The following is a 12,755-nucleotide window of genomic DNA, read 5'->3' as shown; positions in this document are numbered from 1 at the left end:
GTGCGTCGTACCTCTGCCCTGCTCGCCGGCGTCCTCGCCGCCGCGACGCTGAGCGCCTGCTCGGCGATCGGCGGCACCAACGGCGCCGACAGCGTCACCGGCGACGGCAAGGTCGTCTCGGTCGCCGCGTCGAAGCGCGGCGCGCCGGTCGAGGTCAGCGGTACGACGATCCAGGGCGACCCGCTCTCCCTCGAGTCGCTGCGCGGCAAGGTCGTCGTGGTGAACGTGTGGTGGTCGGGCTGCGGCCCGTGCCGCAAGGAGATGCCGATGCTGGTCGACACCGAGAGGTCGTTCGCGACCGGTGCCGACAAGGGCAAGGTCGCCTTCGTCGGCATCAACATCCGCGACGCGTCGACCGCCAACGCCGCCGCCTTCGAGCGCGACCGCGGCGTCGACTACCCCTCGCTCTACGACCCGGCCAGCAAGACGCTGCTCGACTTCGGCAAGTACGCGCCCTACGCCCCGCCGGCGACCCTGGTCCTGGACCAGCAGGGCCGGGTGGCCGCGTTGGTCAACGGCCCGATCCCGTCGCAGACCACCCTGACCGACGTCGTCGACGAGCTCCTCGGGAGCACGTCGTGAGCCACTGGTTCCAGGAGCAGGTCCTCGGCGGCTCGCTGCTGCTCGCGATCCCGGTCGCGCTGGTGGCCGGGCTGGTCTCCTTCTTCTCACCCTGCGTGATCCCGCTGCTGCCGGGCTACCTGTCCTACGCCACCGGTCTCTCCGGCGCCGACCTCGCCTCCGGCGAGGCCGCCAAGCACCGTGGCCGGATGCTGCTCGGCGCGCTGCTGTTCGTCGGCGGGTTCGCCATCGTCTTCATGCTGCTCGGCGCCGCGTTCGGCACCATGGGTCAGCACATCCGCAGCTACCAGCACGAGATCAACCTCGTGCTCGGTGCGCTGCTGATCGTCCTCGGCCTGGTCTTCGCCGGCGTGCTGCCGTGGTTCCAGCGTGACTGGCGCGTGCACAAGCTGCCCGGCGTCGGCCTCGCCGCGGCGCCGCTGATCGGCGCGCTCTTCGCCATCGGCTGGACCCCCTGCATCGGCCCGACGTACGGCGCCATCCTCGGCCTGACGTACGCCGACGGCGGCACCGCCGCACGGGGGACCGTGCTCTCTCTCTGCTACTCGATCGGCCTCGGGCTGCCGTTCATCGTCGCGGCGGTGGCCTACGAGAAGACCCTGGGCGCGCTGTCCTGGGTCAAGCGGCACCAGGCGCTGGTGATGCGGATCGGAGGCTTGATGCTCATCGCGATCGGCGTGCTCATGCTCACCGGGTGGTGGGACCACCTGGTCCAGTGGGTCCAGCTGCGTGCCGTCAACGGAGCGGTGGTCGACCTGTGAGCAAGGAACCCAAGGGCGCCGAGCGGCGCTCCGGTGAGCTGAACGCGCGCGAGCTGGCACGGTGGGGCTGGCGGCAGCTGACCTCGATGCGTACGGCGCTGCTGCTCCTGCTGCTGCTCGCCCTGGCCGCGGTGCCGGGCTCGGTGATCCCGCAGGCGGGGGTCAACCAGCAGGCCGTCACCCGCTGGAAGGACGCCCACCCCCAGCTGACCCCGGTCTACGAGAAGCTCGACCTGTTCTCGGTCTACGACTCGCCCTGGTTCGCGGCGATCTACCTGCTGCTCGTGGTCTCGCTGGTCGGATGCATCATCCCGCGGCTGCTCACCTACTGGCGCGGCTACCGGGCCCAGCCCCCGGCAGCACCGGCGAACCTGACCCGGCTCCCCGTGCATGCGACGTACGAGAGCGAGGCATCGGTCGAGGAGGTCCTCGCGGCCGCTCGTGCGGTGCTGGGTCGACGCCACCGGATGCGGGCGGAGGGCGACTGGGTCTCCGCCGAGCGAGGGTTCCTGCGGGAGGCCGGCAACCTGCTCTTCCACATGTCGGTGCTGGTCGTGCTCGCGGGCTTCGCGATGGGTGGGATGTTCGGCTACCAGGGCGGCGTCATCATCATCGAGGGCCAGGCCTTCACCAACAACCTCACCCAGTACGACGACTTCAACCCGGGCTCGCTGTTCAAGACCAGCCAGCTCGACCCGTTCTGCTTCACCGTCGACAAGTACGGCGACCAGTACCTGAAGTCCGGCCCGCGGGCCGGCATGGCGGTGAAGTTCCACGCCGGGTTGAGCTACCAGCAGCACTGCGGCCAGGGGGCGGAGAAGTCGTTCAACCTCGAGGTCAACCACCCGTTGTCGGTCGGCAGCACCGAGGTCTTCCTGATCGGCCACGGCTACGCGCCGGACCTCACGGTCCGCGACAGCCAGGGCAACGTGGTCTGGGACGGCCCGCAGATCTTCCTGCCCCAGGACGGCAGCTTCCTGTCCTACGGCGTGATCAAGCCCCAGGGCTCCCGGCAGTTCGGCCTCGACGGTCTCTTCTACCCCTGGTACGGCACCGTCGATGCACGCGGCACGATCCATCCGGGCTGCAGCGGTGGCGCGACCCCGGCGGGCGACCCGATGACGGTCTTCCCCGACGACAAGTGCCCGCGGCTGGCGATGTTCCTCTACACCGGCGACCTGGGCTACGACAGCGGCTCCTCGCAGTCGGTCTACGTCCTCGACAAGTCGCACGCCACCCAGGTCAAGCAGGCCAACGGCATGCCCTACCGCCTCGACCTGCGCCCGGGCCAGACCGTGCGACTGCCCGATGGGCTCGGCACCGTGAAGTTCAACGGGGTCAAGAAGTGGGTGCGGGTCCAGATCAGCCAGAGCCCCGGCAAGGAGATCTGCCTGCTCGGCATGATCCTGGCGCTGATCGGTCTGTGCTGCTCGCTGTTCATCCGTCCGCGCCGGGTCTGGGTGCGTGCGCGCCGGGTCAGCGTTCCGGCTGACGAGACGGATGACCAGCGGACGGGCACCATGGAGCGGACGATCGTCGAGGTGGCCCTGCTGGACCGCTCCGGCAACGCCGACGCGGAGGAGCTCCTCGGCCGGGTCGTCGCGAACCTCAAGAAGAAGGAACTGCAGTGACCAACGCCGACTGGGGATCCCTGAGCGACCACGCCATCGGCGCGGCCGGTGTCGTCTACTTCCTCGCGCTGCTGGCGCACCTCGCCGAGTGGGCGATGCTGCGCCGTACCAACGTCGTCCCGGCCGGGGCGAAGGTCGGCGAGCTGGTCGGTCCCGACGGTGCCGCCGTCGTCGAGGACGAGCCGGAGGTGTCGTCCGGCCGCCGCTCGCACGCCGAGAACGTCGCGTTCGCAGGCCGGGTCGGCCTGCTGCTGACGATCATCGCCGTCGCCGCGCACTTCGTGGCCCTCGTGGGCCGCGGCATGGCCGCGGACCCCAACCGGGTGCCGTGGGGGAACATGTACGAGTTCACGATGACCGGCTCGTTCATCGTCGCGACGATGTACCTGGCGCTCTACAAGCGCTTCAAGCTCAGCTGGATGGCTCCGCTGGTGCTCGGGTTCGTCGTCGTCATCTTGATGATCGCGGTGCTCTGGCTGCACGAGGCCGTCTCGCCGCTCCCCGACTCGCTGACGTCCTACTGGCTGGTCATCCACGTCGTCTCCGCCGCCATCGCGACCGGTGCGTTCACGCTCGGTGGGCTCTGCTCGATCGTCTACCTGCTGCGCTCGCGCAAGGAGAAGAAGGCCGACGGCCAGCAGCTGACCGGCTGGTGGGCCCGCGTGCCCGGGCTCGACGCCCTCGACCGCATCGCCTACCGCGTGCACGCCTTCGCCTTCCCCGTGTGGACCTTCGCGGTCCTCATCACCGGCCCGATCTGGGCGCACGAGGCCTGGTCCCGCTACTGGAACTGGGACCCCAAGGAGGTCTGGGCGTTCATCACCTGGGTCGTCTACGCCTGCTACCTGCACGCCCGCGCGACCGCCGGCTGGAAGGGCCGCAACGCCGCCCTGCTCGCGCTGCTCGGCGTGGCCACGCTGTGGTTCAACTTCATCGGCGTCAACTACTTCAACTCCAACAGCCAGCACTCCTACGCGATCACGCAGGTGCAGGTGGAGCGGACCGAAGGGAGCCTCCTGTGAAGGAGTTCTGGACCTACACGGGGCTGCGCGTCCTGCTGTTCCTCGCGGCGTTCGCCGTCGTCTTCGGCATCTGGTTCGCCCTCGACCACAGCGTCAACCCCGTGTGGCCGGTCGTCGTGGCGTTCCTGATCAGCGCGCCCGCGTCGTACGTCGTGCTGAACCGGCCCCGCGAGGCGTTCGCCCAGCGGGTCTCCGGTCGTGCCGACCGGATCGTCGACCGCTTCGAGGCCGCGAAGGCCAAGGAGGACGAGGACTGACGGTCCTCCGTCCGGAGCCGGTCAGGCGACGAGCAGGCCCACGGTCGCGAAGACGGCCCAGAGCAGCTCGGCCAGGCCGGTCTTCTGCAGCACCGGGATGAGCCGCGGACCGGTCGCGCCCGAGCCGACGATCTTGGCGCCGCGCAGCGCGGGGATCGCGTAGACGAGGCCGAGCAGCGCCCACCAGGTGGTGAGGGCGGCCAGCCCGACCAGCGCGGCGAAGGCGGCGGTGACCAGGGTGGCGTAGAAGGCGCGGGTCCGCGCGTCGCCGAGGCGTACGGCGAGGGTCATCTTGCCGGCGACGGTGTCGGTCGGGATGTCGCGCAGGTTGTTGGCGACCAGGATCGCGCAGGCCAGCGCCCCGACGCCGGCTCCGCCGAGCACCGACGCCCAGCCGGTCTCGCCCCACGACTGGGTCTGGACGTACGTCGTACCGGCGACCGCGACGAGCCCGAAGAAGACGAACACCATCACCTCGCCCAGGCCGAGGTAGCCGTAGGGCTTCGAGCCGCCCGTGTAGAACCACGCGGCCAGGACGCAGACGGCGCCGACGGCCAGCAGCCACCAGGCGGTGGAGGCCGCGAGGGCGATCCCGGCGATGCCGGCGACACCGAACGCGAGGAACGCGGCGCGCTTGACCGCCTGCGGCGTGGCGACACCGGAGCCGACCAGGCGCAGGGGCCCGACCCGGTCGTCGTCGGTGCCGCGGATGCCGTCGGAGTAGTCGTTGGCGTAGTTGACGCCCACCTGCAGCGCGAGGCTGACGACCATCGCGAGGGCGGCCTTCCACCAAACGACCACGTCGATGTCCGGGTAGCCCGCGATGCCGGTTCCGACCACCACGGGGGCGATCGCTGCGGGCAGGGTCCGGAGGCGCGCACCGGCGATCCAGTGCTGGGGGGTGGCCATGACCGGATTCAAGCAGGGTCGGGCGATAGCGGGTCCCTCAGGGCCTCGGCGACGCGACGCTGGACACGCCGTTCGGCGGCGTGGGCGGTCGGGTGGATCGCCACCGCGGCGAGGCCGATGATCGCGGCGATGGTGAGCCAGCCGGCGGTTCCCCAGTGCATCGCCAGCGCGGTGTACGCCGCGGGGGCCCAGACCGTCCCGACGGTGTAGCCGAGCTGGGAGACGCCCTGGTACTCCCCGCGGCGGGTCGGGTCGGCGAGCTCGGCCTGCAGCCCCCACTCGCCGGCGGACTGGAACAGCTCGGCGCCGGAGACGGTGACGTGGCCGATCCAGACCAGCGCGATCGTCACCCAGCCGACCGTGTCGTGGGTGACCAGCACGATGACGCACGAGGCGATGAAGAACAGCGCGCCCCGTCGCTGGGACCGCAGGGCGTCGTCGACCGTGACGATGCCGCGCGCGGCCGCCACCTGCAGGAAGACGGCCATCAGCGTGTTGGTGCCGAACAGCCACGCGAGCAGCACCCGTGGAGCATCGGTCTCCTCCACGAGCCACAGCGGGATGACGACGTTCAGCAGCACCTGGTGGGTCGAGAGGACCCCACCCAGGATGGCGGTGGCGACGTACGGCCTGTTGCGCAGGGCGCTGCCGCTGTCGTGCGCCTCAAGGGTCTCGACGAGCTCGACCACCGACGGGGAGCCGGCCACCGAGGGGGAGCCGGCCACCGAGGGGGAGTCGGCCACCGAGGGGGAGCCGTGGTGGTGCCTGCCGAGATCCGCCACGTCGGGGAGCCGCAGGATCAGCGCGGCGTTGAGGATCAGGACGGCGGCGGTCGCGATCGGGACGGAGCGGATCACGGTGTCGCTGCCGGTCGCGAGGGCGATGCCGGCGAGGAGGGCGCCGAGGGTGTAGCCGACGTTGCGGGCGGCACGGAAGAACGCGTTGCTGCGGACCCGCTGCTCGCGCGGGAAGATGTCGAAGCGGTAGGCGTTCCGGGCCGATCGGCCGGCCGTCTGGATCACCTCGAGGGCGATCGTCATCAGCACGAACAGGGCCATCGAGTCGGCCCAGAACCAGCTCGCATAGGCCAGGCACTCGAGCACGCAGGTCACCGACCAGACCTGCTGGGGGCCGAAGCGGTCGCTGAGCCTGCCGAGGGGTACGGCGAGCAGGAAGCTCGCCACGCCACCGATGGTCAGGCCGAGGCCGACCTGCGCCGCCGTGAGGCCGACCAGCTGGGTGAAGAAGACCGCGCTGCCGGTCAGGAACGCGCCGTCGCCGGTCGCGGAGAGGATCGACTGCCAGGAGAGGCGGCGTACGAGCGGGGTGTCGCCGAGCAGGGCGCCGACCCGGGGACGACGTGAGCCGGGCTTCGGCCCCGAGACGGGCGGCATGACCGCATTCTCCTCAGTGCCGTTAGCGTCTGTCTCGTGGATTACGTGTCGCCGGGCAACGACTTCGACGAGGCGGTGTCGGGGTTGTCGCGATGGCTCTCCTCGACGGCCGATGGAGCAGCGACGCCGTTGCTCGTCGAGACCTCCGGTTCGTCCGGTACGCCGAAGCGGGTGGTCCTGTCGCGCTCCGCGGTGCTCGCGTCCGTGGGCGCCTCGGCGGCCCGGCTGGGTGGGTCCGGTCCGTGGGTGCTGGCGCTGCCGTCGACGTACGTCGCCGGCGTGCAGGTGATCGTGCGCTCGCTCCTGGCCGGTCACGCGCCGACGCTGCTCGAGCGCTCGGGGTGGCCGACCGGTTCGGGCTGGAGCACTTCCCTGGTGCCGACGCAGCTGACCCGGTTCCTGGCCTCGCCCGCCGACGCCGAGGCGCTCGCGCGGGCCTCGACGGTGCTGCTGGGCGGTGGGCCGATCGATCCGTCGCTGCGGACCGCCGCTGCTGAGGCCGGGGTCAACGTGGTGGCGACGTACGGTGCGGCCGAGACCGCCGGCGGTTGCGTCTACGACGGCCTTCCCCTGGACGGGGTCGCGGTCGCGCTCGGGACGGACGGGCGGATCCGGATCTCCGGACCGACGCTGTTCTCCGGGTACGACGGAGCGCCCGAGCTCACCGCCGAGACGCTGGTCGACGGCTGGTACCTGACCTCGGACGCCGGGCGGATCGACGCGGACGGGCGGCTGCAGGTGCTCGGTCGGCTCGACGACGTGATCGTGTCCGGTGGGGTCAACGTGCCGGGACCGGCCGTCGCCGCCCGCCTGCGCGAGCATCCACGGATGCGCGAGGTCGAGGTGCTCGGCGTACCTGATGAGGAGTGGGGCAACCGGGTGGTGGCCTTCCTCGTCGGCCGGCACGAGCCGCCGCTGGAGCACGTGCGCGACTGGGTGGAGGCGGGGGGCCTGCCGAGGGCGTGGGCGCCGCGGCAGCTGGTCGTCCTCGGCGAGCTGCCGCTGCTGCCGAACGGCAAGGTCGACCGGATGGCGCTGCGCGGCATGGCGCTGCGGGGAACGGCGTGAGCGGCCTGCGGGTGCTGTCGATCCCGATGCGGACGCGGTTCCGCGGGATCACGGTGCGCGAGGTGGCGCTGGTGCAGGGCCGGGTCGGCTGGGGGGAGTGGAGCCCGTTCCTGGAGTACCCGGCCGACGTCGCCTCGCCCTGGCTCACGTGTGCCGAGGAGGCCGCCGACGGCCGCTGGCCGGACCCGGTGCGTACGTCGGTGCCGGTGAACGTGACCGTGCCGGCGGTCGGTCCCGAGCGGGCTGCCGAGATCGTCGCGGCGGGTGCCTGCCGGACGGCCAAGGTGAAGGTGGCCGAGCCGGGGCAGACGCTGGCCGACGACGAGGCGCGGGTCGCCGCGGTGCGTGCCGCGTTGGGGCCGTCGGGTCAGGTGCGGGTCGACGCGAACGGGTTGTGGTCGGTCGAGCAGGCGGTCGCGGCGATCGGGGTGCTGGACCGGGCGGCCGGCGGGCTGGAGTACGTCGAGCAGCCGGTCGCCTCGGTCGAGGACCTGGCCCTCGTACGCCGCCGCGTGTCGGTGCCGATCGCGGCCGACGAGTCGATCCGGCGGGCGGCCGACCCCTACCGGGTGCGTGACCTCGAGGCCGCCGACATCGCGGTGCTGAAGGTGCAGCCGCTGGGCGGCGTACGCGCGTGCCTGGAGATCGCCGAGCGGATCGGCCTGCCGGTCGTGGTGTCGTCGGCGTTGGAGACGTCGGTGGGGATCGCGGCTGGAGTGGCGCTCGCGGCTGCGCTGCCCGAGCTGCCGCATGCGTGCGGGTTGGCGACGGTGCAGCTGCTGACCGACGACGTGGCGGTGTCGCCGCTGCTGCCGGTGGACGGGGCGTTGCCCGTCGGGGCGCCGGACGTGGACCTCGTGGCGCTGGATCGCCTGGCGGCGGCGCCGGATCGGGTGGCCCACTGGGAGGCCCGCCTCGCGGAGGTCCGCGCGCTGCGGCAGGATCGGCGATCGTGAGCTCCCTCGACCTGGCGCGTGCGGTCGTCGACCGCTTGGTCGAGGCGGGGGTGCGCGAGATCGTCCTGTCGCCGGGCTCGCGGAACGCGCCCCTGGGGTACGCCGTGCTGGCGGCCGAGCGCGCGGACCGGGTGCGGTTGCACGTGCGGATCGATGAGCGTTCGGCCGGGTTCCTCGCCCTGGGTCTGTCGAAGGTCGGTGCTCGCGCGGCGGTCGTCTGCACGTCGGGGACCGCGGTCGCCAACCTGCACCCCGCGGCACTCGAGGCTGCTCACTCGGGTGTGCCGATGGTGCTGCTGACGGCCGACCGACCGGCCCGGCTGCGGGGGACCGGTGCCAACCAGACCACGGACCAGGTCGGCATCTTCGGATCGCTGGTCGCGACGCATGACATCGCCTCGCTCGACGAGGTGCCGCCCCTCGAGGCCGACGGGCCGCTCCACCTCAACGTGCAGCTGGACGTGCCGCTGGTGCCGGCCGACGGCAGGTTTCCCAAGGGATGCAGCGAAACCGACGCTTCCCAAGGGTTGCAACGCCAGGGAGGTGCGGGTTCGGCTGCATCCCTTGGGAAACCTGCAGAGCTCGCGCCCGGCCCGCGCACCGTCGTGGTCGCCGGCGACGACGCCGGCCCGGCTGCTCGGCGCCTGGCGGAGGAGGGCGGATGGCCGCTCATCGCGGAGCCGACCAGCGGCGCGCGCACCGGTGAGAACGCCCTGCGCTGCGGCCGCCTGCTGCTGACGACCGACCTCGCGGACCGGATCGAGCGCGTGGTCGTGCTCGGCCGCCCCAACCTCTCGCGCCCGGTCGCCCAGCTGATCGCGCGTGCGGACCTGGAGATCGTCGTCGTCCCAGCTCAGGGGGTGTGGCCGCTCCACTTGCTTGCATGCATGCAAGTGGCGGACCCGGCTTCCTTGCATGCATGCAAGCAAGTCGACGACGGGTGGCTCGACGAGTGGAGGACCGCCGACCGTGCGCTCGGCCGCCGGATCGATCACTTCCTGAGCGAGCAGCCCGCGATGACGGCGTACGACGTGGCGGGGGCCGTGTCGCGCGCCCTCCCGGCCGGCGGCCTGCTGATGGTGGGCGCGTCCAACCCGATCCGCGACCTGGACCTCATGCACCGACCGGCCCCGGTGGGGGAGCGGCGCCTCCTGATCGCCAACCGGGGTCTGGCCGGCATCGACGGCACCATCTCCACCGCCATCGGTGCGACGCTCGGCCGACCGACGACCACGAGGGCGCTCGCCCTGATGGGCGACCTGACGTTCCTGCACGACGCCAACGGCCTGCTGATCGGTCCCGACGAGCCGCGCCCCGACCTCACGGTCGTGGTCCCCAACGACGACGGCGGCTCGATCTTCGCCACCCTCGAGCAGGGCGCCCCCGAGCTCGCGGACGGCTTCGAGCGGATCTTCGGCACCCCGCACCACACCGACCTGGCCAGCCTGTGCGCCGCCCACGGCATCGCGCACCTCAAGGTCACCAGCCGACCTGCGCTCGAGCAGGCGCTCGCGATGCCCAACGGCGGCATCGAGGTCATCGAGGCCAGCATCGGCCGCAGCGACCGGCGCGCGCTGGACCAGGCGATCAAGCAGCTCGCCCACCCGGCACACTGACGCCATGGAGGCAGGAACATGGAGATAGGACTCCTCCTCGTCGCGCTCGCCGCCACGGTCCTGGCCGTCACGGCCGTCTCCGAGCGTTACGACGCCCCCGCGCCGCTCGTCCTGATCGTGGTCGGCATCGCCGGCTCGTACCTGCCCGGCGTACCGACCCTGCACCTCGAGCCCGACGTCGTCCTGCTCGGCCTGCTCCCGCCACTGCTGTACGCCGCGGCCCTCAACACCAGCCTCGTCGACTTCAACGCCAACCGGCGCTCGATCCTGCTGCTCTCGGTCGGTCTCGTCGCCGCCAGCACCGTCACCGTCGCGGCGGTCGTCCGCCTGGTGCTCCCGGACATCCACTGGCCGCTCGCGTTCGCCATCGGCGCCGTCGTGGCGCCGCCCGACGCCGTCGCCGCCACCGCCATCGGCCGTCGGATCGGTCTGCCCCGCCGCGTCGTCACGATCCTCGAGGGCGAGTCGCTGTTCAACGACGCGACCGCCCTGACCGGCCTCCGCGCCGCGATCGTGGCGATCAGCGGCAGCGTCAGCGCGGTCCACATCGGTCTCGACTTCGTCCTGGCCGCGGGCGGCGGAGCGGTCATCGGCGTCGCGACCTTCGTCGTCACGGCCTTCATCCGCAAGCACCTGACCGACCCGCTCCTGGACACCGCGCTCTCCTTCGTGGTGCCGTTCGCGGCGTACATCGCCGCCGAGAGGATCGAGGCCTCCGGCGTCGTCGCGGTCGTCGTCGCCGGCCTGCTGCTCGGCCACAAGGCGCCGATCCTGCAGACCGCCCAGAGCCGCGTCGCCGAGCGCGTCAACTGGCGCACCATCGCCTTCGTCCTCGAGCACACCGTCTTCCTGCTGATCGGCCTGCAGGCCAAGGGCCTGGTCGACGAGGTACGCCGCAGCAGCACCCCGCTGGCCCAGATCCTCGCGGTCTGCGCCGCCGTCCTGGTCACGGTCGTCGTGGTCCGCATGGCGTGGGTGTTCGCGGCGCGCTACCTGCTGATCCGCCCGGGTCAGGACCCGACGACGGGGCACACCCCGAGCTGGCGCTACACCTTCCTGCTCGGCTGGGCCGGCATGCGCGGCGTGGTCACCCTGGCCGCTGCCTTCGTCGTCCCTGCCGACACCCCGCACCGCGAGATCCTCCTGCTCGCCGCGTTCACCGTCGTCGCCGGCACCCTGCTCGGCCAGGGGCTGACGCTGCCGTTGGTCGCGCGCCGCCTGCACGTGCCCGGCCCCGACCCGATGGACGACGCGCTCGCCCGCGCGACGCTGCTCCAGCAGGCCGGCAAGGCCGGGTTCTGCAAGCTCGACGAGCTGGTCGCCGAGGAGGAGGGCGAGGACGCGCACGGTGTGCGCGACGTGATCGTGCAGCGCATCGAGCAGCGCAACTTCGCCGCCTGGGAGCGACTCGGCACCACCGCCGGCGTGGAGAGCCCGAGCGACCGCTACTCCCGGTGGCGTACGGCGATGATCGAGGCCGAGCGTGCCCGCGTGCTCGAGGTGCGTTCCACCGGCAGCGTCCCCAGCGAGGTCGTGGCCGAGGTCCTCGCCATGCTCGACCTCGAGGAGTCCATGCTCGACGCCGCCGATGCCGAGCGCGCAGAGATCCGCGCCGCCGGCGTACGCGTGCAGCGCGACGGGTGCGACCACATCGCCTCGACCCCGCTCCAGGATCCGCCGGCCGAGCTGGTCTGCGGCCCGTGCCTCGAGGCCGGGTCCCCGTGGGTCGCGCTGCGGATGTGCCTGACCTGCGGCGCCGTCGGCTGCTGCGACTCCAGCCCCCTGCGGCACGCCACGGCGCATTTCCACGAGACCACCCACCCGGTCATGCGCAGCATCGAGCCGGGTGAGGACTGGCGCTGGTGCTACGTCCACCACGTCACCGCCTGAGCGCTAGCGTCGACGGCATGCGCCTGACCAAGCATGCCCACTCCTGCGTGCGGATCGAGCAGGACGGCACGACCGTCGTCATCGACCCGGGCATGTTCAGCACACCGGCAGACCTGGAGGGCGCCGACGCCGTCCTGATCACCCACGAGCACGTCGACCACTTCGACCTGGACCTCCTCCGTCGGAGCGCGGCGCCGATCCACACGATCCAGGCGGTCGCGACCGCCATCCACGCGGCGGCACCGGATGTGGCAGAGCGGGTCACCGTGGTCGGCCCTGGCGACACGTGGACGATCGGCTCGATCCGGGTGAGCACGGTCGGCGAGCTGCACGCGGTCATCCACGAGGACCTGCCGCGCTTCCACAACTGCGGCTACGTCCTCGAGGCCGGCGGGACCACGGTCCTCCACCCGGGCGACGCGCTCACCGCGCCCCACCACGTGAAGGTCGACGTCCTGCTCGCGCCGGTCTGTGCGCCGTGGATGAGGATGAGCGAGGGCATCGACTTCGCACGCCACGTCGGCGCCGCGACCAACGTGGCGATCCACGACCGTGTCTACTCCGAGATGGGCGCCGGCATCGTCGACCGGATGTTCGGCCAGCTGCTCGAGGCGAGCGGCCAGGACTACCGCCGGATCGCAGACGGCCGGGACCTGCCCACGTCCTGAC

At 71.9% G+C, this 12,755-nt stretch carries 12 protein-coding genes; 10 read left to right on the top strand and 2 right to left on the bottom strand.

The annotated features are described in order from the left end of the window. From ACYVJ3_RS02680 to ACYVJ3_RS02660, 5 genes are read left to right on the top strand one after another with little or no spacing between them, the layout of a single operon-like run. A complete protein-coding gene (locus ACYVJ3_RS02680; RefSeq protein ID WP_460850938.1) occupies positions 1–582 on the top strand; it encodes a TlpA disulfide reductase family protein in 582 nt (193 codons plus the stop codon). Then, positions 579–1,343, top strand: a complete 765-nt coding sequence (locus ACYVJ3_RS02675) for a cytochrome c biogenesis CcdA family protein (RefSeq protein ID WP_460850937.1) — start codon at positions 579–581, stop codon at positions 1,341–1,343. The genes ACYVJ3_RS02680 and ACYVJ3_RS02675 overlap by 4 nt, the downstream gene beginning before the upstream one ends. Continuing rightward, positions 1,340–2,974 carry a cytochrome c biogenesis protein ResB gene (gene resB, locus ACYVJ3_RS02670; RefSeq protein WP_460850936.1) on the top strand — a complete coding sequence of 545 codons (1,635 nt, stop codon included), beginning with the start codon at positions 1,340–1,342 and terminating at the stop codon, positions 2,972–2,974. The genes ACYVJ3_RS02675 and resB overlap by 4 nt, the downstream gene beginning before the upstream one ends. Next, entirely contained in the window at positions 2,971–3,996 is a 1,026-nt protein-coding gene (gene ccsB, locus ACYVJ3_RS02665) for a c-type cytochrome biogenesis protein CcsB (protein ID WP_460850935.1), read from the top strand. The genes resB and ccsB overlap by 4 nt, the downstream gene beginning before the upstream one ends. After that, positions 3,993–4,253: a DUF4229 domain-containing protein gene (locus tag ACYVJ3_RS02660; protein ID WP_460850934.1), complete on the top strand. Its 261-nt coding sequence runs from the start codon at positions 3,993–3,995 to the stop codon at positions 4,251–4,253. Before ccsB ends, ACYVJ3_RS02660 begins: the two co-directional genes overlap by 4 nt. Positions 4,254–4,274: 21 nt before the next feature. Here the strand turns inward: ACYVJ3_RS02660 and ACYVJ3_RS02655 are convergent, their stop codons facing one another. Together ACYVJ3_RS02655 and ACYVJ3_RS02650 are read right to left on the bottom strand one after the other, a co-directional pair. Then, on the bottom strand, positions 4,275–5,162 hold the full coding sequence (locus ACYVJ3_RS02655; protein WP_460850933.1) for a 1,4-dihydroxy-2-naphthoate polyprenyltransferase: 888 nt from the start codon (positions 5,160–5,162) through the stop codon (positions 4,275–4,277). 8 nt (positions 5,163–5,170) lie between these two features. Further along, positions 5,171–6,556 (bottom strand): MFS transporter, encoded by a 1,386-nt coding sequence (locus ACYVJ3_RS02650; RefSeq protein ID WP_460850932.1) that lies wholly within the window; start codon positions 6,554–6,556, stop codon positions 5,171–5,173. A gap of 36 nt (positions 6,557–6,592) precedes the next feature. Between ACYVJ3_RS02650 and ACYVJ3_RS02645 the strand changes: the two genes are divergently transcribed. The 5 genes from ACYVJ3_RS02645 to ACYVJ3_RS02625 are packed head-to-tail and all read left to right on the top strand — an operon-like array spanning position 6,593 to position 12,754. Beyond that, positions 6,593–7,624, top strand: coding sequence for an AMP-binding protein (locus ACYVJ3_RS02645; protein ID WP_460850931.1), 1,032 nt, complete (start codon positions 6,593–6,595; stop codon positions 7,622–7,624). 5 nt (positions 7,625–7,629) lie between these two features. Next, positions 7,630–8,580, top strand: coding sequence for an o-succinylbenzoate synthase (locus ACYVJ3_RS02640; RefSeq protein WP_460851099.1), 951 nt, complete (start codon positions 7,630–7,632; stop codon positions 8,578–8,580). Continuing rightward, on the top strand, positions 8,577–10,196 hold the full coding sequence (menD, locus tag ACYVJ3_RS02635; protein WP_460850930.1) for a 2-succinyl-5-enolpyruvyl-6-hydroxy-3-cyclohexene-1-carboxylic-acid synthase: 1,620 nt from the start codon (positions 8,577–8,579) through the stop codon (positions 10,194–10,196). Before ACYVJ3_RS02640 ends, menD begins: the two co-directional genes overlap by 4 nt. 18 nt (positions 10,197–10,214) lie before the next feature. Further along, positions 10,215–12,086: a cation:proton antiporter domain-containing protein gene (locus tag ACYVJ3_RS02630; RefSeq protein WP_460850929.1), complete on the top strand. Its 1,872-nt coding sequence runs from the start codon at positions 10,215–10,217 to the stop codon at positions 12,084–12,086. 17 nt (positions 12,087–12,103) lie between these two features. Next, entirely contained in the window at positions 12,104–12,754 is a 651-nt protein-coding gene (locus ACYVJ3_RS02625; protein WP_460850927.1) for an MBL fold metallo-hydrolase, read from the top strand. Position 12,755: the final 1 nt, after the last annotated feature.

The sequence above is a fragment of the Nocardioides montaniterrae genome (genome assembly GCF_054782655.1).
The sequence above is the reverse complement of the archived record's forward strand: the minus strand, read 5'-3'. Positions and strand labels throughout refer to the sequence as shown.